Below are 24,103 nucleotides of genomic sequence, written 5' to 3'. Positions count from 1 at the left end.
CCTTCAGTATATTTACCGTAATCTTACCTAAGTAGTACTGTAATGTATATAAATCTGTACCTTATCCAGTACTGTATTGGGTTTTACTGCATTTTATATACATTAGATATACAGTAACCCTTCTTTAAATAAGGAGTAAGTATACATTAGATCAGTCTTTTCCTAAATTTTGTTATTTTTCCTTCATGAGGATTTGGATTTGGTTCTTGATGGCATGCTTTTGCCAGGCAGCTTCCGCACAGGTAAACACCGATAGTCTCACGGCCCTGCTGGCCGGTAAGTCGATGTCAGCCCCGGAAAGAATCCGAACGCTCAACCTGCTGGCCGGCTATTATAATAAAGACTCCACCAACATAGCCCTTGTATGGGCCAACGAAGCATACCTGCTGGCACTGAAAGAAGAAGATCCCGCCCTTCAGGCCGCTTCACTCCTCAATTTATCGGAAGGCTATTTATATAACGACCAGTACGACCAGGCTCTTAACTATGCCTATACTGCGCTCGACCTCGTAAAAACCGACAGTGCCCGTGCCCGGAGCCTCACACACCTGGCCTGGATATTTTACGATACGGAAAACGCCCATTTCGCCCTCCAGTACCACCAGGAAGCATATGATATTTACCGCCGCCTCAACGATCCGCGCAGGATTGCGCTCTCACTGAACGCCCTCGGCCTGGTATACCTGCAAAAAGACGAGTTTGCCACTGCCCGCAAGTATTTCGACAGTACCCTGCAGCTTGCCCGGGATCGGGGATTGGAAGGCATGGTGGCTACTGCCCTCAGTAACAGGGGGATATGTGAAAACGAGTTTGGCCGTTATCCTGAAGCAATTGCCGACTTCAATCAGGCACTGGCCACCCTCCGGCAAACGGATGGCCTGTCTCATGCGGAAGTGCTTAACCAGATGGCCTACAGCCGCATTATGCTGAAGGAGTACCCTCAGGCCCGGGAGTTGCTGGCACAGGCACGTACCCTCATTCACCAAAGCAATTCCAATACCCGGAAAGAGAAGCTGCTCGATAACCTTACCAATTCCGTTCTCCTGTACCAGAACCTGGGTGAATACAAAACCGCCTTCAACGAACTGCAGGAATATACACGCGTCCGGAACGAGATACTGTCTAAAAGTAAAAGCGAAGCCATCTCCGCCCTTAAGCTTAAGCGCGAAGCCGATGAGAACCAGACGCGCATCATTACCCTCGTGGCCCAGAAAGAGCTCCGGTCCTTCCAGCGGAACGCCCTGGCCGCCGGGGTGATACTCCTTATTATTATAGGCTTCCTCCTGTATTCCAAGCTGAAGCAAAAGCAGAAAAAGGAAAAAGAGCTGGAAGAAGTGAAGCGGGCGCTCATCAAACATGAGCTGGATGGCGCCCTCATGGAAAAGGAAGCCCTCAATAATAAACTGGAGTTCCGGGACAACGATCTTAAAAACTACGCCCTTTACATTTCCCAGCGTAATGAAATGATCCGCCATTTCATCGACGAGCTGGCCTCCCTCGACATCCACTCCGATGCCAAAAAGGAGAATATTGCCCGGTTCAATAAGATGGTCAATAAGTTCCAGCACGATCTTGATATCAATAAAGACGCGCAGGATTTCAACCTTTCGGTGAACGAGATCCACAAGGATTTCTTCTTCAACCTCCTCCGCCAGTTCCCCAACCTTACCGAAAATGAGCGCCGCCTTTGCGCCCAGATCCGCCTCAACCTGTCGATAAAAGACATCGCCTCCCTCAATAATATCTCCGTAAAGTCAGTTGAAATGGCCCGCTACCGTCTCCGGAAAGCGTTTAACCTGGAGCATAAAGACAGTCTGTCTGACTTTCTCCGTAATTTCTAATTATTTTATTATCAATTAGTTAACCCTCTTGTAGGGGTCCTGTAGAGGTGCCTGTAAGGCACGGATAGAGGCCCTTAATGCCGCTGCGCCCGTTTTTCCGGTCTACTTTACGAATACATTCCCGGGGCTGTGATTTCACGTCCTTCTGCTACAAAAACCTATGCAAGCAGTACCCGGGCAGGTCCATGTTATTCTTAAAAAACTAAAAACCAAAATGTATGTGGAAATTATTCCGAGGGAACGGACTGTTGCTGGTCCTGTTAATATCCGGGTTTGCGGCGATGGCCCAATCCGGTAAGCCCCTCAAAGGTAAAATTACGGATGCCGCCGGGCAGGCCATTCCCGGGGCCAGCATCCAGGTAAAGGGCACCAGTAACGGAACGGCCAGCGGTGTTAACGGTCAATTTACCCTCACAGTTCCAGACAACGCAGTGCTCGTTATCTCCGCCATGGGTTTTGCCTCCCGTGAAATACCGGTAGCAGGCCAGAGCGATATCACCGTAGCGCTCGAAGAAAGCTCCAAAGGTCTTGATGAAGTGGTAGTGGTAGGGTATGGTACCCAAAAGAAAGGGGATGTTACATCGGCCATTTCCACCGTTAACACCAAAAACCTGTCTAAGCAGCCTTCCGGTAATATCGGAACCATGCTGCAGGGCCAGGCTGCCGGTGTGATCGTTAGCTCAGGTACGGGCAACCCCGCTGCCAACCCTACGGTGCTTGTACGCGGACTGAACAGTATCAATAACGATAACCCGCTGTATGTGGTAGATGGTATCCCCCAGGGATATGCTTACGACATCAACCCGAACGATATTGAGTCGGTAAGCATTCTGAAAGATGCATCTGCCGCCACCATTTACGGTGCCCGCGCAGCAGGGGGCGTTATCATCATCACCACTAAAAAAGGGAAATCCGGCGAGCCGCGTATCAACTTCAACTCCTACGTTTCCATGCACCGGCTCAATAACAACATCGATCTGCTGGATAAGTTTGCCATGAACAAAGTGGTGAAAGAAGCGTATGCGAACGATGGTTCCTCTTCCGCACCTCCCATCTATGTGCAGGACGACAGCAAGTACGCCAACTCCGACTGGGTAGGTGCGTATATGAAAAAAGGTGTGGAGCAGAAGCATGATGTAGACGTGTCCGGCGCTTCGGAAAAGATTTCGTACCGCCTTTCTCTCGGCCACTGGGAGCATTCCGGGAACGTCATCAATTCGGGCTCCAAGCGGGATAACATCCGCCTCAATACCGAGATCCGGCTCATGAACAACCGGTTGAAAATCAGCCCTATCTTCTCCTATACCCGTTTCAATAACAAGAACTTCGGGGATGTGACCGGTGACGGTGGCGCTGGGTTTTCGCCCATCATGAACCTCTATAACACCCTTCCGCACAAACGCATTTTTGATGCTTCGGTGCCCAACGGGTATGCCAAGCCGGAAGCAGAACTGGGATCAGGGAACCCCGTTGGGGAAATGATGCTGAGCAACAGCCGGTCTGCCGACGATCATTTACAATTCAACATCGCTGCCGATCTGAAGCTCTGGAAAGGATTCTCCTACAACTTCAGCGCGGGCCGCAACATCGTTAATACTTTTGGGTTTACACAAACGCCTGCCTACGACTTCGGTGCACAGGCACTGGTAGAAAACCCCAGCAGGTCTGAAAGCCGCGGACGTACCGAGTTCCAGGTGTTTACACATCTGCTGAACTATGAGCAGACTTTTGGCAAGCATAATGTGAAAGCCATGTACGGCTTCTCCCGTGAGAAGTCTGTAAGCCAGGGTACAACAGGTTCGGGTAACCACCTGAGCAGCCCGCTGATTGAATCCCTCTCCGGGCTCATCATCGACGGTACCAGCGATTTCGTACGCGCCAATGGCTGGAACTATTCCAGCACGCTCCAGTCGTACTTCGGCCGTGTGTCTTACAACTACAACGATAAATACTTCCTGCAGGGAAGCCTCCGCCGCGATGGTTCTTCCAAGTTCGGCCCGCTCAACCGCTACGGTACTTTCTACTCCGTATCCGGTGGCTGGAATCTGCATAACGAAAGCTTCTTCGATGTACCCTGGATCTCAGAACTGAAGCCCCGCTTCAGCTACGGTTCTGTTGGTAATCAGAACGTGGCCAACTTCCAGTACCTCGCCAAGATTTACATCGCCGGTTCCGACGGGCTGCTGAACTATCCTTTCGGTTCCGCACTGAGCCAGCAGGTGTATGTGGGTGCCATCGCCAACAGTCTTGCCAATAACAATATCAAATGGGAGCAAACCTCCACCCTCAACGCTGGTTTGAGCTATAGCTTCCTGAAAGGTGCCATCAGCGGCAGCTTCGATTATTTCCAGTCCAGAACGTCTGACATGCTGGCTGAAACACCAATCCCTTCTTCATCGGGCATCACGGCTATGCCGCTGACCAATATTGCCGACATGGAGAATAAAGGATGGGAACTGACGGCCACTTACCGCCAGCCCGGCGCCAAAGCATTTTACTGGGATGTAACGGTGAACCTCTCGCACAGCCGTAATAAAATCATCCGCCTTGGATACGACGAAGGGATGATTGCTGATGGCTTTGTGGATTTCGCAAACAGGGGTACTACCATCACCCGCAAAGGTGAAGCGCTGGCATCTTTCTATCTCTACAAATCTTCCGGCATCTTCCGCTCACAGGCAGAGGTTGATGCGCATGTGAATAAAGGTGGTGATAAGCTGCAGCCCAATGCCGCGCCCGGCGATCTCCGTTTCGATGATACCAATGGAGATGGTGAGCTGAACGATGAGGACAAGCAGATCATGGGCAACGGTTTGCCGAAACTCGATTACGGTGTAACCTTCAATGCTGCCTGGAAGAACTTCGACCTGATGATCTTCCTGAATGGTAAGCAGGGGCAGAAAATGTACAATGGTGCAAAGATGTTCCTGTACCGCTTCTACCGCTCTGCAGACCTCGTGAATGCCTGGAGCCCTTCTAACTCAGGGTCCGACATTTACCGCCTGAGCAACGAAGACAGGAACGAGAACCTCCGCGTATCAGATTACTTCCTCGAAGATGCATCGTTCCTCCGCTTACGGAACCTTCAGCTGGGATACACCCTTCCGCAGGAGCTGACTAAAAAGGCGCATGTAGACCGTCTGCGTATTTACGCCGGAGCATTCAACCTGCTCACGTTCACGAAATACACCGGCTTTGATCCGGACTTATCCAACACCGGTATTTTCAGCCGTGGTGTAGACCGTGGGTATTATCCCATGAGCCGCTCCTTTGTGGTTGGTGTAAACGTAGGCTTCTAAACTGAATCAAAAATCGAACATTATGAAACTTAAAATAGCCGTCCTCAGTTTCCTTACCGCCGCAACTTTCACTGCGTGCTCGGACAAATACCTGGAACTGGACGATAAGCAAAACTTAACGGAGAATACTTTCTGGACCACCCGCCAGCACGCCCTTCAGGGTATCACAGCCACCTATGGTGCATTGCAGGCGCACGACGGTTCTAAATGGACCTGGTTCGAAGAAGTGTTTACCACACTGAATTATAAAGGCGACGATATCGATAATAATAAGAACGAGCCTTATGGGAAAAACCTCGCTGCATTTGTGAATAGTGCAGATGAAAGCGGTCCCTGGGGGCTGTGGGCTACCTGCTATGCCGGTATTGGCCGTGCCAACCAGGTGATCGAGAAAGTACCTTCCATTAATGTGATGACGCAGGACGAGCGTAACCAGATCGTAGGGGAAGCCAAATTCCTCCGCGCATACAATTACTTCCTGCTGGTGAACGGATTTGAAAATGTGCCGCTGGTACTGAAGTTCGAGAAGGATATTACCAAGCTCCAGGCACCGCAGGCATCTGCTGCAGATGTATGGGCGCAGATCGAAAAGGATCTGACGGATGCTGAAGCCGTGCTTCCTCCCAATTACACAGATGCCTATAAAGGCCGTGCTACAAAAGGTGCCGCAAAAGCATTGCTGGCTAAAACCTATCTGTTCCGCGAAAAGTGGGCACTGGCAGAAGCCAAGTTCCGTGAGATCTACGGGCAGTACACACTCAACGCTAACTACGTTGACAACTTTAATGGTACGAAGGAAAACGGACCGGAAAGCATTTTCGAGATACAGTTCAGCGGAGACCGTACGGTGTCTGATGAAAGACATCCTTTCAACTTCGAGGTGCGCCCCGGTGTGCTCGATGGCTGGGAGCTGCTGTACCCCTCAGACTGGCTGGTGCAAACCCTGAAGAACGATAAAACACCCGGTGGTGGTTTCAGTGACCGTGTGTACGGTACCATCTTCTTCGATGATCCGCAGTCTGCCATGTGGGACCTCAATACCCCTGCCAACCTGGTGCCTTATGCCGATGTGAAAGGTACCATGGTGCGTACGGTATACTTCAACAAATACGCCTATCCTAACGACAGGGGAGGAGCTTATGTAGGGTATAATATTTCCGTGATCCGCTATGCCGACGTGCTGCTGATGCTGGCAGAAGCTGCCAACGAAAACAATAAAACCGCAGAGGCCATTGGATTTGTGAACGAAGTACGTGTACGCAGCCATGCAGCACCCATTGCAGGTTTAAACAAAGATCAGTTGCGTGAGCACATCCGCCATACCGAACGGCCGGTAGAGCTGGCAATGGAATGGGGCATCCGGTGGTTTGACCTGATGCGTTGGGCACGTGGCACTACGGCTAAGCTGAATGTGAAAAGCACGCTGCAGCTGCATGCCAAGCCTTCGGCAGCCAACTATGTGGAAGATAAACACATCCGCTTCCCAATACCCTTGAAAGAGATCAGTGTAAACCCGCTTCTGAAACAGAACAATTTGTATTGATTTCCTGCGGCGGCGCCTCATACCGCGCCGCCGCTTTTTTAACTATTAGCACGGAACGCATGATACATCGAATAGGATTCACCATTGGAATGGTATGTTGCCTGGCATTGAACGCCCGTGCACAGCAGGAAGGGAAGCCCTGGCAGAACCCTGCGGTGCAAACGGAAAACGCTTTGGAGCCACATGCTCACTTTATACCTTCGGCCACCGAAAGTGATGCGCTGGCAGGAAAGCCTTCACCATTTGTATTGTCGCTGGACGGGAAATGGCGCTTTCAATTATCGCCTTCGCCTGCGCAGCGGCCGGATAGCTTTTTTGCTGATAAATATGATGTAGGGGGATGGAAGGAAATAAAAGTACCGGCGCATTGGCAAACAGAGGGTTTTGACCGATTCATTTTTACGGATGTGGAATATCCTATCCCTGTAAACCCGCCGTATCCGCCGGAGCATGATAACCCCGTAGGCTCTTACCGCCGCAGCTTCCGTGTACCGGATAACTGGAATGGCAAGCGTGTTGTATTGCGCTTTGGTGCGGTAAACTCATTTTTCTACTGCTGGATCAACGGGCGGTATGTGGGCTTCAGTAAAGACAGTAAAACTGCTGCTGAGTTTGATGTTACCGACTTACTCAGAAAAGGCGACAATACCGTATCCGTACAGGTATTCCGCTTCAGTGATGCTACCTACCTCGAGGGGCAGGACATGTGGAAGCTTTCCGGTATTGAGCGCAGTGTGGAACTGATTGCACGACCTAAAAATGCAGTACGCGACTTCTTTGTACAATCGCTTTTAGACAGTACTTATAAGAATGGCATCCTTCAGTTGGATGTTGCTATGAGTACACCTGCTGCAGGAGGCCGCCTGCAGATCCGGTTGCTGGATGATGGTGGCAAAACCATTTACTCCGCACAGCAGCCTCTCCGTAACAAAGACCGTTACCATTTCGAAGCCCGGCCGGGCACTGTAAAAAGCTGGAATGCAGAGCATCCCCATCTTTATACGCTGCTCATATCTCACTTCGATAAAAATGGCCGGCTTGTGGAAAGCATCGCTCATAAAACGGGCTTCCGGACGGTAGAGATCCGCAACGGGCTATTCCTCGTGAATGGTGTGGCCGTGAAGATCAAGGGTGTGAACCGGCATGAACACGATATGTATACCGGGAAAGTAATTACAGTGGAAAGCATGGTGAATGATATCCGGCTGATGAAACAATATAACATCAATGCCGTACGTGCCAGTCATTACCCTAACAGTCCTGATTGGTACCGCCTGTGCGATGAATATGGATTGTACGTGGTAGATGAAGCTAACATCGAATGCGACGGGATGTATTTTCACCCCACCAAAACCCTGTCTGATAAACCGGAATGGAAAGAGGCCTACCTCCACCGTACCCGGAGGATGTTTGCTTCGAATAAGAACTATACCTCCATCGTAACCTGGAGCCTCGGCAACGAAAGCGGTTTCGGGGAAAACTTTATTGCCACCTATCAATATCTGAAATCGAACGACAGTACGCGCCCCGTACAATACGAAGCTGCAGAGCGCAATGCATATACGGATATTATCTGCCCCATGTATAAATCTACCAGCGTGTTGCTGGAGTATGTGCGCCGCTGGCGCGACAGGCCTTACATCCTCTGCGAATATGCGCATATGATGGGCAACGGCGGAGGGAACCTGCAGGATTACTGGGACCTGATGTACAGGCACCCGCAACTGCAGGGGGGCTTTATCTGGGATTTTTCTGATCAGACATTTAAGAAGAAAGACAAAGCCGGCCGCGACATCTGGGCTTATGGCCGGGATATGGGTAATGTGGGTGCTACCAGTGATACGAGCTACTGTGCCGACGGACTTTTTACTGCCGCCCGTACACCGCATCCGCAGGCTTATGAATTTAAGAAAGTTGTTCAGCCGGTAACCTTTTCAACAGTGCCGATGTCTGCCAATCAGATCCGGTTAACCAACCGTTACGATTTTACGGGGCTGGATCAATTAGACTTTTCCTGGTTTGTAACCAGAGATGGCAAACGGGTGGCGGAAGGAAAGCTGGATCGTGTGCAGGTTGAACCACAGGGAGAAAAAGTAATTACACTTCCCCTGCCTGCAACAGACTCACAATCCGAATACTTTGTAACGATAGAAGCGCGTACCCGTGATAATTCACCGCTGGTTCCTGCCGGACACCTTGCGGCATGGGAGCAGTTTCCAATGAATACACTGCAGCGGGCAGTATTGCCGACCGTTAGCGGGCAGGTGAAAGTAGTGGAAGCTGATGGAAAGCTGCGCGTTGCCGGAAATAATTTCGAATTACAGTTAGATCAAAAAACTGGATGGCTGCAGCAATACACCCTTAACGGGAAAGAGATGATGATTGCTCCGCTGGAGCCTCATTTCTGGCGGGCTCCTACCGATAATGATATCGGTAACAGTCAGCAAATGCGTTGTGCTGTCTGGAAAGATGCGCCGGCCTCTGCACGCCTGGATTCTTTCCGGGTGATGCAGGATGTTTCCGGAGTAAGGGTACGCACTCAGCATTACCTGCCAGCCGTTCAGGCAGTTTACATCGTGGAATATCACATACAGGTAGATGGCCGGGTGGTAGTGAACGTGGCTATGAAAGCGGGTAAAAATCCCCTGCCTGAGTTGCCCCGCTTTGGTATGCGCATGCTCCTGAAAGGGGATATGGATAATGTAAGCTGGTTTGGCCGCGGTCCGTTTGATAACTATGAAGACAGGAAGACTGCAGCGGCAGTGGGGTTGTATAGCATGAAAGCCGACAGTCTTTTCCATCCATACCCCCGTGCGCAGGAAAGCGGATACCGTACCGATGTACGTCGTATTTCCCTGACGAACGCAGCGGGTCTGGGGCTTACAGCACAGGGGGAGCCGCTCATCTGTACCGGTGTGCTTCACTTCGATATGAACCGCATGGAATTCGACAGGCATGCACCGGAGAATATTCACGGCGGCTCCATGACCAACGACGATCTCATCTGGTGGAACATCGATTACAAACAATCAGGCGTAGGTGGCGATAACAGCTGGGGAGCAACCCCGCATGCCGAATACATGCTGCCTTACCGCGATTATCAATATTCATTCATTCTCCTTCCGATAGTGCCATGAAGTCCATTCTCCTTTTCATCATATTATTAACTGTAATGCCGGGCGCGTTTGCACAGCGCGCCCGTTTCCCCGATGTGCTGGACCTGCGTACAGGTATGCCACAGGGGCGAAGCATTGAAGCCAATGTATTCAGCGATATGGGTGCATGGCATGCATATGCATTGCCTCTGGAAGAAGGGGATTATGGTGCATTCGCCGGTCCGCTGGTAATGGATATGAACGGGCGCTGGCTGTCGGATGCCGTATCCCGGCTGGCAGTGACAGTAAACGGTCAACGGGTGAATCTGGCAGAAGGGAAAGCTGCGATCCATTACTATCCCGGTTTGCTGGAGCAGTCGTTCGACAGCAAAGGCTGGTCGGTAAAGCAGCAATTGATCTTCGTATCAGGCAGGGAAGCCCTGTTGCATACGCGTATCATCAACCGTGGCAGCAAGCCTGTTCAGTTGCAGGTGGAATACAGCGGTAAAGTGAAGGGCATGGCTGCTGATAAGCAGGGCTTGCAGGGACGGGGTTTTGAAATCAACTGGCCGATGGCAGATGCCATTACATCCGATTCACTGGGGTATTCGGCAGTATGGAAGAAGACGCTGCAGCCGGGAGGTGTATATACACAAACCCAGCGGCACTCCTATGCACCGGATGGTAAACACCCGCATGGGAAATATGATTTTGCGGCGGAGCTGAAAAGGAACGAAAGGAGATGGAACGGTTATCTCGCTACCTACTTTTCCCGGGCAAAAAATTTGAATGCTGCGGAAAGCCGCCTCGCAGTGAAATGCATGGTTACGCTCATCACCAACTGGCGTAGTGCTTCGAAGCACATCCTGCACGACGGGGTTTTCCCTTCCGTGAATTACCAGGGCTTTTATGGTGTATGGAGCTGGGACAGCTGGAAGCAGGCTGCCGGAATCGGTATGTTCTTCCCGCAGCTGGCGAAGAATAACATCCGCAGCATGTTCGATTACCAGGACGAGTATGGCATGATCGCCGATTGTATATACGCAGATAAAGATGAGAATAACTGGCGCGATACTAAGCCGCCCCTGGCCGCCTGGGGTGTTTGGGAGGTTTATAAACATTCGGGCGACCGGGCTTTCGTCCGCGAAATGCTGCCCCGGCTCATCCGCTATCACGAATGGTGGTTCCGGCACAGGGATCATGATCAGAACGGTCTTTGTGAATATGGCTCTACCGATGGTACGCGCATTGCCGCAGCCTGGGAAAGCGGGATGGATAATGCAGTCCGGTTCGACAGTGCGGTGATGCTGCAGAACAACAAATCTGCCTGGTCGCTGAATCAGGAAAGTGTGGACCTCAACGCTTACCTCTATGCCGAAAAATTGTACCTCGCTAGGCTTTGTGCGGTAGCAGGGGAGAAGAACAACTTTGTACAGCAGGCGGAGGAACTGAAGCAACTGATCGGAAACCGCTTCTATGACAACAGTGCCGGATACTTCAGAGACCGTATGCTGGGTGCGCCCGGGCATGTGCCGGCCGATGGGCCTGAAGGATGGATTCCTTTATGGGCAGGGCTGGCTACACGGGATCAAGCCGCTGCAGTGAAGAAGAAAATGGAAGATACTGCCCGCTTTAATACCCGTGTTCCGCTGCCAACGCTTTCTGCCGACCATCCTGCCTTCGATCCCATGAAAGGATATTGGCGCGGGCCGGTATGGCTGGATCAGTTTGCTTTCGGAACAGAGGGCCTGCGGAATTACGGTTACCGCGCGCTGGCAGCAGTGCTTGAAGCGAAGTTGCTGGCCGGGGCTGAAGGGGTTTTAACCGATCAGCCTGTATATGAAAATTATCACCCGCTCACCGGCAAAGGGCTCAATGCGAGAAACTTCAGCTGGTCGGCGGCGCATCTCTTAATGATATTGAAAAACAAGTAACGACATGCAATTCACAGCAAACGAAGTGCAGCAGCTGGTGCAGAAAAACTACCTGCTTGCGGTGGAAGTGGACACACTTCAGGGATACGACGAATACAATTACAGGCTCACGGATGCGTCTGGCCGGAAGTTTATCCTGAAGGTAACAGGTGAGGAAAAACCTTATTCCTTCCTCGATGCACAGCTCCGCCTGCTGGATCACCTTACGGTAAGCCCTGTAGCCTGGAAGTTTCAGCAGATACTCCGCAACAAGAACCGCCAGGAACTAACGCCGGTTTTCAATAACGGGAAGCAGTATAATGTGCGCATTCTCACCTGGCTGGATGGTGATTGCTGGGTGCATGTGAAAGATAAACCTAAATCACTCTATACCGGCCTGGGCCATTTCCTCGGTAAAACCGATGAGTCTCTGCAGGACTTTGCCCACGACGCCCTTCACAGGCCTTATGTGTGGGATGTGAATACCGCAGCAGATGCCAATCGTTTTCTGCATTGCATTACCGATCCGGAAAAGCGCCGCCTGGCGGGATACTTCCTGCTGGCATTTGAAACGGAAGTACTCCCCGTACTCAGTTCCCTGCGGCATGCCTGCATTCATAACGATGCCAACGATTATAACGTGCTGGTGAAGAACGGTGAAGTAAGTGGCCTGATCGATTTGGGGGATATGGTATATTCCGCACTGGTTAATAACATTGCCATTGCATGTACTTACGCCATGCTCGATACTCCTGATCCTTTACAGGCCGCCGCCTGGGTAATTGAGGGATATCATGCTGCTTATCCGCTCACGGAACAGGAGGTAGACCTGATTTATTACCTCATTGCCGCGCGCCTCTGCATCAGTGTTACGCAATCGGCCTGGCAGGCTTCCAATGGTTCTGTTAACGGCCACCATTTTGTAACAGAGCGCCATGCCTGGGAGCTGCTGGAGAAACTGATCCGTATCAATCCTGTAAAAGCAGCAGATGTATTCCGTAAAGCGTGCGGCATGCCTGCACTGGTAAAGCAGGAGCAGGACTATAGCCCGCTGCTGAAGGAGCGCCACCAGTTCATAGGCCGCAACCTCAGCATCAGCTACCGTCAGCCACTTAAAATAATTAAAGGCGCCTTGCAATACCTGTACGATGATAAAGGCGGTACCTATATCGACTGTGTGAACAACGTGAGTCATGTAGGACATTGCCACCCTGTGGTGGTAAAAGCCATGCAGCGCCAGATTGCCACACTCAATACCAATACCCGTTACCTGAACGATCACCTGGTGGAGTTCGGGAAAGCCCTTACCCGTACGCTGCCTTCTAAACTTAAAGTGTGCTATTTCACCAATTCGGGGAGTGAGGCGAATGATCTGGCCATCCGCATGAGCCGGCATTTTACCAAAAGGAAAGATGTGATCGTACTCGATCATGCTTACCACGGAACTTCCACGGTAGCGATTGAAATGAGCCCGTATAAGTTTGACGGGAAAGGCGGTTTCGGGCAGATGCCTTATATCCATAAAGCCGATTCTCCTGATCTGTACCGTGGCCCCTATGGTTATAACGACCCGCAGGCAGGAGAGAAGTATGCGGAAAGTGTGAAGAACATATTGGCTGCAAATTCCGGAAAAGTATCTGCATTTATTTGTGAAACACTGCTGGGCGTAGGCGGCCAGATCCCTCTGCCCGATCATTACCTCGAAAACGTATACCGTCTGGTACGGGAAGCCGGCGGACTTTGTATAGCCGACGAAGTTCAGGTTGGTTTTGGACGCGTAGGAGAACACTTCTGGGGCTTCCAGCTGCAGAACGTGGAGCCTGATATCGTAGTGCTGGGCAAACCCATTGGCAACGGTCACCCGCTGGCTGCTGTGGTAGTTACAGAAGAGATTGCGGATGCCTTCAATAATGGTATGGAATACTTTAACACATTCGGCGGTAACCCTGTATCAATGGCTACCGGCAGGGCTGTGCTGGATGTGATCCAGTCAGAAGGCATGCAGCAGCATGCACTGGAAACCGGCAACTTCCTCATGGAAGGGTTACGGGGACTGATGGAGAAACACCCCGTAATCAGCGATGTGCGCGGGCATGGATTGTTTGTAGGCGCCGAAATGGTGAAAGATCGTGGTACAAAAGAACCCGCAGTGAATGAAATTAACGCGCTGGTTGAAAGCATGAAGGAAAGAGGCTTCCTGCTGAGTACCGACGGGCCGCTGTACAACGTACTTAAAATAAAACCACCTATGGTTTTCAGTAAACAGAACGCTGCAGATATGGTGCGCCATCTCGACGAAGCCTTAACCGCATTATCACTCTAAAATCATTACTGATGCAAACACTGCAACGCATCCTCGACGGACTGATGCGCCGGTATAAAGAACGTGTTCCGGATGTGGATAAAGTGATCTCCGCCATGATCGCGGAGGGACTTATCCGCCAGGGCGAAGAAATAGAGAACGACCATATCGCCTTCAGGACGATGGGCGTGCCTGAACTGGGCATTGCCTCACTTGAAAAGATATTCCTCCACCATGGTTACATCCGGAAGGATTATTACCATTTCGCGGAAAAGAAACTGGATGCATACTGGTATGCACCACCCCATCCTTCACTTCCCAGGATCTTCATCAGTGAGTTGCGGGTAAAAGATCTATCGGCCGAAGCGCAGCGTATCATCCTCAGCTATACCAGTGAAGTGAAATCGGACCCGGTAACTATGCTGGATCTGAATGATGCCGCCGCAGTGGATAATTTCCTGCACAGCGGCTTATGGCGTCTGCCTTCGCTGGAAGACTTCAGGGCGCTGGCAGCAGAAAGTGAATACGCCTCCTGGGCTATTTACAACCGCTATTACCTGAATCACTTCACCATCAGTGTACATAACCTGCCGGAAGGATATAATGAGATCCGGCAGTTCAATGATTTCCTGGAAAGGAAAGGGCTTGTGCTCAACGATTCCGGAGGGAAGTTTAAGGAAAGTCCGGATGGGCTGCTCCTGCAAAGTTCTACCGTAGCGGGCATGATTGAGGCAGACTTTGCCGGAGGGGAGCAGCAGCGGATCTCCGGATCGTATGTGGAATTTGCAGAGCGCCGGGTGCTGCCGGAATTTGCACATCTGGCTTCCGGAGAAATAACTAGGGCACACCGCCGTGAGGGTTTTGAGGCAGCCAATGCCAACCGGATATTCGAGAGTACCTATTCTTCACAAACCAATAAACATTCATGAACTTTTTACAGGAAACAGGCATCCTGACGGAACAATCAGGGGTAAGTACCGGCTCGCGCCGCCTTACCGGTGAAGGAGCAAACTTCGCATCCCATTCTCCGGTAGACGGGAAGCTGATAGCCTCAGTAGCCAGTGCATCGCGGGCAGAATATGAGCAGGTGATAAAATCGGCGGAAGCAGCATTTAAACAATGGAGGCAGGTGCCGGCTCCCCGCCGTGGTGAAGTGGTAAGGCAGATAGGAGATGCATTGCGGGAGAAGAAGCAGGCATTGGGGATGCTGGTGAGTTATGAAATGGGTAAAAGCCTGCAGGAAGGATTGGGTGAAGTGCAGGAGATGATCGATATCTGTGATTTCGCAGTAGGGCTGAGCCGCCAGTTGTATGGCCTCACCATGCACAGCGAAAGGCCACAGCACCGGATGTATGAGCAATGGCATCCGCTGGGGATTGTGGGAGTAATATCTGCCTTCAATTTTCCGGTGGCCGTATGGAGCTGGAATGCCATGATAGCCTGGGTGTGTGGTAACGTTTGTGTTTGGAAGCCCAGTGAGAAAGCGCCACTTTCTGCCGTAGCCTGCCAGCAGATAGCTGCAGAAGTATTTGCGAAGAACGATGTGCCGGAAGGGGTAAGCTGCCTCGTAACAGGTGGCCGGGAAATAGGTGCCTGGCTCGCGGAAGATGTACGGGTGCCATTGGTATCTGCCACAGGCTCTTCGCGGATGGGGCAATCGGTAGCTACTGCAGTGGCAGCACGCTTCGGGCGCAGTTTGCTGGAACTGGGCGGCAATAATGCCGTTATCATTTCTAAAGATGCGGACCTGGAAATGGCGCTGGTAGGTACAGTTTTCGGTGCGGCAGGTACTGCCGGGCAACGGTGTACCACTACGAGGAGGCTCATCATCCATAAAGAAGTTTACGAACGCTTCCGGGATAAACTTAAGAAGGCTTATGGTCAGTTGCGAATCGGCAATCCGCTCGATGAGCAGAACCATGTAGGCCCCCTGATCGATAAAGGTGCTGTGGAGGCATATTTACAGGCCATAGCGGCATGTAAGGCACAGGGAGGCAGGTTTGTAGTGGATGGCGGTGTGCTGGAAGGACCGGGCTATGAGAGCGGTTGTTATGTGAAGCCCTGTATCGCAGAAGTGGAGCCGGGTTTCCCGATCGTACAAACGGAAACATTCGCCCCCATCTTATACATCATGCCTTACGCCACGCTGGACGAAGCTATAGCCATTCAGAACAACGTGCCGCAGGGGCTCTCCTCCGCTATTATGACCCTCAACCTCCGGGAAGCGGAATTATTCCTTTCCGCAGCCGGGAGCGACTGTGGAATTGCCAACGTTAATATCGGTACCAGCGGTGCAGAGATCGGCGGCGCCTTTGGCGGAGAGAAGGAAACCGGCGGTGGCCGTGAAAGCGGCAGCGATGCATGGAAAGCTTACATGCGCAGGCAAACCAATACCATCAACTATGGTAACCGTTTACCGCTGGCGCAGGGGATAAAATTCGATTTATAGGTGTAAATATGCAAGAAACGGCCTGCATCCTCCCGGATGCGGGCTTTTTCATTTCAGGGGATGGAAAAATAATTTGCCCGGTAAATTATCTTTATCGTAATATTGCAATAAAGGAACTCGTATGGGCATCACCCGGTCAGATTTATTCAGCAAGCAGCAAAACGGGCTGGCCAATATGGCCAAGGCTATCGCGCATCCGGCGCGTATTGCCATTTTGCAGCACCTGAAAAAAGCGAATTCCTGTATCTGTGGCGACCTGGTGGATGAACTGGGGCTGGCACAGGCTACTATTTCACAACATCTGAAAGAACTAAAAACCGCCGGTCTCATTCAGGGGACGGTGGAAGGGACGAGTGTTTGCTATTGCATCCACCCCGGTAACTGGAAGAAGTTCCGTGAGCAGTTCGCAGGCTTTTTCACTGATGTAAACCTGGATAGCAACACCTCCTGCTGTAGTTAATATTTTTTTGTACTCATTTATCGTAATAATGCAATATTACAATGTTGAAAAATAATAACGTTTTACCTGAAAAGCCGGGGCGCCTCGGTTTCCTTGACCGTTACCTCACTGCCTGGATCTTTGCAGCCATGGCATTGGGCGTACTGCTGGGGCATTTATTCCCTTCCGCCGCGGAGCAGCTGGGTGAATATTCCTCCGGTGCTACCAACATCCCGCTGGCTGCGGGCCTCATCCTTATGATGTACCCGCCGCTGGCCAAAGTGAACTATAGTAACCTTGGCGAAGTATTCCGCAACACCCGAATTCTCGGGGCTTCCCTGTTGCTCAACTGGGTAGTGGGGCCGCTGCTGATGTTTGTACTGGCGGTTACTTTCCTGCACGATCAGCCGGAATATATGACAGGTCTTATCCTGATAGGTCTGGCCCGTTGCATAGCCATGGTTATTGTCTGGAACGAACTGGCAGGAGGTAACCGGGAGTATGCAGCCGGACTGGTAGCCCTTAACAGCATTTTCCAGGTGCTGCTGTATAGTGTGTATGCCTGGTTGTTTATTGCGGTATTACCACCGCTGCTGGGCCTGAAAGGACTGGCGGTAGATATCACCATGGGCCAGATTGCGGAGAGTGTAGCCATTTACCTGGGGATTCCGTTCGCATTGGGTTTCCTCAGCAGGCTCATACTCGTACGCTGGAAAGGGGAGCAGTGGTATACTAAGAAGTTTTTACCGGTTATTAGTCCGGTTACACTGATAGCATTGCTCTTTACCATCGTTGTAATGTTTAGCCTGAAAGGCGCGCTCATAGTTCAGATACCGCTGGATGTGGTGCGGATCGCCATACCGCTGGCAATTTATTTTGCCCTGATGTTCCTGGTTAGTTTCGCTATGGGCAAAAAGCTTGGTGCGGATTACGGGCAGAATGCCGCTATTTCCTTTACTGCTGCGGGCAACAACTTCGAACTGGCGATCGCTGTAGCCATAGGCGTATTCGGTATCCATTCAGGTCAGGCTTTCGCAGGAGTGATTGGACCGCTCGTGGAAGTACCCGCCCTGATCGCATTGGTGCATGTGGCTTATTGGCTGCGCAAGCGCTGGTATCATACAACTTCATTACCAACTTCATAAATACATATAACATGAATCATCAAAATATGACCTGGGGCGCCTTTAAAGCCGCGCTCGAACAACATCCGGAGCATGTACTCCAATTCCAGTATGCAGATGCGCAGTGGGTATCGCCTTCTTACCACATCACCGAAGTGAAACAGGCTCCCATTACCTCTGTTGATTGCGGTGGCGTAATGAACGCCTGGACGGAAGTAGTGGTACAGCTTTGGGAACCCTCGGCATCAGAAGCAGACCGGGCCATGAACGTGTCTAAAGCCATGAAGATCTTTCACCTTGTTGAAAGTAAATTAGCATTGAATGCGCAGGCAATCGTGAAGATAGAATTCGGGAACAGCGTATTCGATACCCGCCAGATGCTTCCGGCAGCTATAGAGGTTACCGGTGAAAACCTGGTGGTAGATCTCCGGGCTGATGCTACCCAATGCAAGGCCCTGAACCGTGGCGATTCCTGTGGCAAACCGGAACCCTCTTCTTTACAGGTAATCACTTCCGCGGATGCTTGCTGCACTCCGGGCGGAGGCTGCTGCTGATCTTAAAACCTACAAACTATATGAAGAAAATTTTAGTGCTCTGTACCGGAAACAGTTGCCGCAGCCAGATCGCCGAAGGTTATCTGAAACACTTTGCCGGGCAAAAGGCGGAGATATACAGTGCCGGCGTGGAAACGCATGGTGTTAATCCCAGGGCCATCGCCACAATGGCGGAAGACGGTATCGATATATCGGCGCACACTTCCAACAACGTCAGCGAATATGCCGGGATCAGTTTTGATTATGTGATCACAGTGTGTGACCATGCAAAGGAAAGGTGCCCGGTATTCCCTTCTCAGGCGCAACAGTTCCACGAGAATTTTCCGGACCCTGCCAAGGCAAAAGGAACGGAAGAAGAGATAAATGCTCAATTCCGGGAAGTGCGGGAGATTATTAAAGACTATTGCCGCAAGTTCGTGGATGCCCGGTTGGGGTGATTGAATTGAAAGTTGTTATTAAAAGGCGGACAAAGTAATCTGGCCGGGAGCCATGCTTCCTCCGGTAAACTTTGCCCGCTTTCTATTTATATATATCCATTCATACATGATCTGACGAGTACTCCGCTTAATTGACGAACGCAATTTAACCCTGCAGGAATATCCCTACCTTTGCAACTTATACGCAAACACGACAAGCCTTGCGCCATGTAATTGCTTCAACATATTAATCCTTGATACGGTGCCCCTTCTGCGGGCGCCCGGAATTCTATTTGTTGAACTAATACCTGCATAACATGGCTATTTCAAATAAATACGGCCGTACCTATCACTATCCGTTCTCCCCCGGAACTTCCAGTGACGATCGAATCAAATACGATTACTGGCAGCACCTGGCACAGATACCTGCATTGGTACATACCGAAAAGCTGGATGGTGAAAACAATTGTCTTTCCCGCTACGGTGTTTTCGCCCGTTCGCATGCCGCTCCCACGGTATCGCCCTGGACGGAAAGCCTCCGCCGGTTCTGGCAAATGATAAAAAACGACTTAGGTACACTGGAGATTTTTCTGGAGAATCTCTATGCCATCCATTCCATCGAATACCGGCAACTCGATCATCACTTCTATGTTTTCGCTGTAAGGGAAAACGAGCAGTGGCTTAGCTGGGAGGAAACGAAGTTTTATGCCCGCCTGCTCGATCTGCCGGTGGTGCCTGAAATTCAGCTGCCTGTATTAACTGAAGACAGTATTGCTTACGAAAAGGCGCTTATTCATGCAGCAGGCGGTCCCGGAGCATTGGCGCCGCATGATGCCGCCACGGGAAACCCTGTAACCATGGAGGGCATTGTAACACGTAATGCAAACGGATACGCTGTCAGTGATTTTTCAGAGAATGTGTTTAAATATGTAAGAAAAGGGCATGTGCAAACCAGCGTACACTGGACACGGAACTGGAAGCGCGCCCGCTTAAAACAAGAAGGAGGCCCATATGTGGACACTCACCAATAATAAATCATGGGATCATCTCGAACAGTCGTATGACTGGGTACGTGACATGGCGGAAACCCCGCAAGATCCCATACATCACGCAGAAGGCAACGTGGCTGTGCATACCCGCATGGTATTGGAAGCTTTATCTGGAGATAGTAATTATAAATCTTTACCGGCAGAAGAACAGGAAGTGCTTTGGGCTGCTGCGCTACTACATGATGTGGAAAAGCGCAGCACTACGGTAACGGAAATTAATGGCAGCATTGCTTCGCCGGGGCATGCCCGGAAGGGTGCCCTTACGGCCAGGCGCATCCTGTATGCAGAAATCCCTGCGCCATTCGCTATCCGGGAACAGATAACGGCGCTGGTACGCTACCATGGCTTTCCTCTTTGGGTATTGGAACGTCAGGATCCCGTCAGAGAACTGGTGAAGGTTAGCATGGAAGCAGATACCCGCATGCTGGCTATGCTTGCCCGTGCGGATGCGATGGGCCGTATATGCAGCGACCGGGATGAGCTGCTCTACCGTATTGATTGCTTCGAGGCTTTCTGCCAGGAACAGCAATGCTGGGGCACTCCAAGACCATTTGCATCCGCCCGCGCCCGGATGTATTATCTGCAAAGGGAAAATGCCCATCCTGATTATATACCCTTTGATACTCCGGGAACGGAAGTGATCCTTATGAGCGGATTGCCCGGTGCCGGAAAAGACACGTACATCAAAAAGCACTTCCCTGGGCTGCCGCTTATTTCATTGGATGGAATCCGGGAAGAAATGGATGTTTCACCCACAGACTCATCGGGGAACGGACAGGTGATCCAGGCTGCTAAAGAACGTGCGCGGGAATACTTGCGGCAGGGTTTAGGCTTCGTATGGAATGCAACGAACACTACCCGCCAGATGCGCATGCAGTTGATGGATCTCTTTTACAGCTACCGTGCACAGGTGAAGATTGTATATATAGAAGTGCCTTATCGCCGGTTATTCCGGCAAAACTGTAGCCGGGAGGCCGTGGTGCCGGCACCGGTACTGGAAAAGCTCCTTTCGAAGCTGGAAGTTCCAGCTGCCTGGGAGGCGCATGAAGTGATGTGGATTGCCGATAAATAGGATAAAAGCTGCCTTAAAATGTCCGTTTTTGAGAAAAAATGTCCGCTTTTAGAATCCACCGTTCTCCCAAAACCGGTTAGCCCGATGATGATTTATAAGGCTTTAAGTAGCTGAAGCCCGTCCAATGGACGGGCTTTTTCGTGGAAATACTTATGGGGTAAGGGTTTGACGGGGGGTAAGGTGAATGTCCGATCTGTACAAAAGCGGACACTATTCCGGTTTTGATTTGCCGTTCATCCGCCGATAACTATTCGTTTTAGCATGTGAGCAACCGTTTATACTTTTGAATCATCAAACAAACAACAACGTTTACCACATAAAAACATTACTAACATGAAAACTATTATCGCACTCTTCGCCACCGCCATTATTTCCCTGAACGCTGCAGCTGCACCGGTTGCCGATATGATGTACAGGGCCTCCGTAAGCCTTAGCGCAGTTAAGAAACATTATGATGAGTCCGGCAACCTGCTGGCTACTTCCAAATATGTTTCCGATGCAGCATTACCCCTGCCTGTTGTTAAGAAACTGATGAAGAAATGCCCTGATCACCAGATCCGGCTCGTTCGTGAGTTTGAAGCTGAAGGAAACACTACTTACATCATAACCCTCGAAAATGAGACAGGATACAAAGTAGTGCGCTGTGCGGGTTCATCTTATACCGTACTGCAGTCGCTCGATAAGTTTTAATACGCCATTCTGATTATTGCCAGCGGCCCGGAAGTACACCTCTTCCGGGCCGCTGGCTTTTTCTATGGGCGGTGGTATTATGTAGCGGCAGGCTTGGTGGCGGTGCTGAATTTGTTTACTTTTAACCCTGCAGCATAACCAGATAAGTAAATAGTCCCAAACCGATCAATGCATGGAAACGCCGGTAACTACTGTGGAGGCGCTTAAAATTCTCCTCATTTACTGTGAGAAGCTGGGATGGCCTGTTGATGAAATTCTTCAGGCTGCCGATATGGACCCCGAATCACTCGAGGTGTTCCAGTCTCCCGTTTCCCTGCAAATGCTGTCACGTTTCTTTGAAGCTTCGGTGAAGATTTCCGGTGATCCCCATATTGGCCTCCATATCGGTAATATCTCCAACCTCGATGCCTTGGGTATCGTGGGCCAGTTATATCGTTACAGTAAAAACATGCGGGAAGGCATGCACCGCATACAGCGCTATCTTCCTTTGCTGCATACGGTATTCGACTATACTTTCTATGAAGAAGCTGAACAGTCTAGGGTGGTAATGTCTCCACGGCACCATGGGCCTGCCGATGGTTTTGTTACCCGGCAGTTCATTGAACTGGCCATGTCGTACTGCATGCATGGCACACGCTACGCCGCGCAGCTGGACTTGTACCCCTTTGAGGTGCATTTTTCCTGGCCGCTTACCCCTGCAGAAACAGAACATTACATTACGATATTTAATTGTACGGTTAAAGGAGGGCAGGAGCATACCCAGCTTATTTACTTACCTACCGACCCGGATATTCCGAATTTATTTTACAATCCCGTATTGCTGAAGGCATTGGAAGCCGGTGCAGATGCCGGTATGGAGATGGGGCCATGGAGCAGTAACGATCTTCAAAAGGCGTTGCTTATCATGAACGTGGAAGAGAAGGAGCGGAGCCGTATTGCAAGGAGCCTGCACGATGGGGTGTGTGGCACACTGGCGGCAGTGCGGCTGCATCTTAGTGCCCTGCAGGGGCAACTTCCCCAGCTGAACCTGCCCGAGTTCCAGCAAACGCTTTTCCTGCTGGACGAAGCTACCCGCGAAGTGCGTAAAACTGCTCACAGCCTTATGCCGGAAACGCTCCAGCATTACGGGCTAAGCGAAGCGCTGGAAACCCATTGCCGTAATCTTTCCCCCTGTGTACCCGCACAGATCAGCTTTTACAGTTTTGGCCAGCCATTCCGCTTTGAGCCGGGTGCTGAGCTTACCGTATACCGCATTGCCCAGGAACTCCTGCAGAACGCGGTGAAGCATGCACAGGCAGGCAGCATCATTGTGCAGCTCCAGTTTGACGGGGCCGATATTAACCTTACCATTGAAGATGATGGCATAGGCTTCCGGGAAGACAGACTGCGCCCAGGTTCCGGGCTGGATATTCTCCGTCAGAACGTTCACGGCCTCGGAGGCACCATTGAATGGGACAGCAGCCAGGGGCGTGGTACAGCCGTGGTAGTAGCCCTTCCTGCCATTCAGCCGCAGCTCGTGCGGGAGTAATTTCATTTGTATTATTTTATTATTAATTTGCCGGCAGGTCTTATGACCGTTCAACCAAAAGATTAAAATTTGCGCGCCGCTCCGGAACCACGTACCGGCATCTTTTTTTGTTTAAACAGGGGTACCGCATGACCTGGAAGGAATCTGATGAAATATTATGGGTAGACGCCTTGCGTAATGACAGTACCGAAGCTTTCGATGCTTTGTACCGTGTATATTTCCCGTCTGTATACGCCAATATCTGCCGCCTGGTGCGTGAGCCTGAGGCTGCGCAGGATATTGTGCAGGAAGTATTCATCCGCCTCTGGGAAAAACGCAGTCAGCTGAAAGCGGGGCAACCTGCCGGTAACTGGCTTTTTGTGGTCAGCTACAATCGTTCTGTTTCCTGGTTACGGAAGCATCTGCGGGAAAGGCTGCAGGTAGAAGGGCTGGATGCTGTGCCCGATATGGCATGTGAGCCGGGGTGGGATCATACTTCCCTGCAACTTGATATGCTGGAGAAAGCGATCGAGCAATTACCACCACAGCGTAAAAAAGTATTCCTGCTCTGCAAAGTGCAGGGGCGTACCTATGCCGAGGCTGCTTCAGAACTGCAGATTTCCCACTATACCGTAAAGGAACATATTCAGAAGGCCAGCCAGTTTATACGGGAGTATGTACGGCTCCAGCCTGAATGGCAGGCCCTGGCTCTGGGGGCACCTTTAATATCCCACCTGCTGGGATAAAAAAATATATCTTCCCCCGAACCCCCCTTTTTTCTTTTTCCGCGTATTTACTGTAAACCCGACT

At 51.0% G+C, this 24,103-nt stretch carries 17 protein-coding genes; all 17 read left to right on the top strand.

What is annotated here, in order from left to right:
• The first annotated feature begins 209 nt into the window (after positions 1 to 209).
• Positions 210 to 1,841, top strand: coding sequence for a tetratricopeptide repeat protein (locus DEV76_RS01175; RefSeq protein WP_157962649.1), 1,632 nt, complete (start codon positions 210 to 212; stop codon positions 1,839 to 1,841).
• Between the two features lie 218 nt (positions 1,842 to 2,059).
• Positions 2,060 to 5,140 (top strand): SusC/RagA family TonB-linked outer membrane protein, encoded by a 3,081-nt coding sequence (locus DEV76_RS01170; protein WP_109694261.1) that lies wholly within the window; start codon positions 2,060 to 2,062, stop codon positions 5,138 to 5,140.
• A 22-nt stretch (positions 5,141 to 5,162) separates the two neighbouring features.
• A complete protein-coding gene (locus DEV76_RS01165; RefSeq protein ID WP_109694259.1) occupies positions 5,163 to 6,683 on the top strand; it encodes a RagB/SusD family nutrient uptake outer membrane protein in 1,521 nt (506 codons plus the stop codon).
• Between the two features lie 59 nt (positions 6,684 to 6,742).
• Complete coding sequence (locus DEV76_RS01160) at positions 6,743 to 9,820, top strand: glycoside hydrolase family 2 TIM barrel-domain containing protein (protein WP_157962648.1); 3,078 nt, start codon at positions 6,743 to 6,745, stop codon at positions 9,818 to 9,820.
• Positions 9,817 to 11,712, top strand: coding sequence for an MGH1-like glycoside hydrolase domain-containing protein (locus tag DEV76_RS01155; RefSeq protein ID WP_109694255.1), 1,896 nt, complete (start codon positions 9,817 to 9,819; stop codon positions 11,710 to 11,712). Before DEV76_RS01160 ends, DEV76_RS01155 begins: the two co-directional genes overlap by 4 nt.
• A gap of 4 nt (positions 11,713 to 11,716) precedes the next feature.
• Positions 11,717 to 14,014, top strand: coding sequence for an aminotransferase class III-fold pyridoxal phosphate-dependent enzyme (locus DEV76_RS01150; RefSeq protein WP_109694253.1), 2,298 nt, complete (start codon positions 11,717 to 11,719; stop codon positions 14,012 to 14,014).
• Between the two features lie 11 nt (positions 14,015 to 14,025).
• The gene (locus DEV76_RS01145; RefSeq protein WP_109694251.1) at positions 14,026 to 14,922 is read left to right on the top strand and encodes a DUF1338 domain-containing protein; all 897 of its coding nucleotides are present in this window, start codon (positions 14,026 to 14,028) and stop codon (positions 14,920 to 14,922) included.
• Complete coding sequence (amaB, locus tag DEV76_RS01140) at positions 14,919 to 16,442, top strand: L-piperidine-6-carboxylate dehydrogenase (RefSeq protein ID WP_109694249.1); 1,524 nt, start codon at positions 14,919 to 14,921, stop codon at positions 16,440 to 16,442. The genes DEV76_RS01145 and amaB overlap by 4 nt, the downstream gene beginning before the upstream one ends.
• Positions 16,443 to 16,563: 121 nt before the next feature.
• Complete coding sequence (locus tag DEV76_RS01135; RefSeq protein ID WP_109694247.1) at positions 16,564 to 16,902, top strand: ArsR/SmtB family transcription factor; 339 nt, start codon at positions 16,564 to 16,566, stop codon at positions 16,900 to 16,902.
• Positions 16,903 to 16,943: 41 nt separating this feature from the next.
• Positions 16,944 to 18,026, top strand: coding sequence for an ACR3 family arsenite efflux transporter (gene arsB, locus DEV76_RS01130; protein WP_109694245.1), 1,083 nt, complete (start codon positions 16,944 to 16,946; stop codon positions 18,024 to 18,026).
• Between the two features lie 11 nt (positions 18,027 to 18,037).
• The gene (locus DEV76_RS01125; protein WP_109694243.1) at positions 18,038 to 18,559 is read left to right on the top strand and encodes a DUF6428 family protein; all 522 of its coding nucleotides are present in this window, start codon (positions 18,038 to 18,040) and stop codon (positions 18,557 to 18,559) included.
• Positions 18,560 to 18,579: 20 nt separating this feature from the next.
• Entirely contained in the window at positions 18,580 to 18,996 is a 417-nt protein-coding gene (locus tag DEV76_RS01120) for an arsenate reductase ArsC (protein ID WP_109695337.1), read from the top strand.
• A 296-nt stretch (positions 18,997 to 19,292) separates the two neighbouring features.
• Positions 19,293 to 20,006, top strand: a complete 714-nt coding sequence (locus tag DEV76_RS01115) for an RNA ligase family protein (RefSeq protein WP_109694242.1) — start codon at positions 19,293 to 19,295, stop codon at positions 20,004 to 20,006.
• On the top strand, positions 19,987 to 21,096 hold the full coding sequence (locus DEV76_RS01110; protein ID WP_109694240.1) for an AAA family ATPase: 1,110 nt from the start codon (positions 19,987 to 19,989) through the stop codon (positions 21,094 to 21,096). Before DEV76_RS01115 ends, DEV76_RS01110 begins: the two co-directional genes overlap by 20 nt.
• 333 nt (positions 21,097 to 21,429) lie before the next feature.
• The gene (locus tag DEV76_RS01105) at positions 21,430 to 21,786 is read left to right on the top strand and encodes a hypothetical protein (RefSeq protein ID WP_109694238.1); all 357 of its coding nucleotides are present in this window, start codon (positions 21,430 to 21,432) and stop codon (positions 21,784 to 21,786) included.
• A gap of 172 nt (positions 21,787 to 21,958) precedes the next feature.
• Positions 21,959 to 23,314, top strand: coding sequence for an AraC family transcriptional regulator ligand-binding domain-containing protein (locus DEV76_RS01100; RefSeq protein WP_109694236.1), 1,356 nt, complete (start codon positions 21,959 to 21,961; stop codon positions 23,312 to 23,314).
• Between the two features lie 128 nt (positions 23,315 to 23,442).
• Positions 23,443 to 24,039 carry a sigma-70 family RNA polymerase sigma factor gene (locus DEV76_RS01095; protein WP_109694234.1) on the top strand — a complete coding sequence of 199 codons (597 nt, stop codon included), beginning with the start codon at positions 23,443 to 23,445 and terminating at the stop codon, positions 24,037 to 24,039.
• Positions 24,040 to 24,103: the final 64 nt, after the last annotated feature.

Source organism: Chitinophaga deserti (assembly GCF_003149455.1).
Classification (GTDB): domain Bacteria; phylum Bacteroidota; class Bacteroidia; order Chitinophagales; family Chitinophagaceae; genus Chitinophaga; species Chitinophaga deserti.
This window is presented reverse-complemented; position numbering and strand designations above follow the sequence as displayed.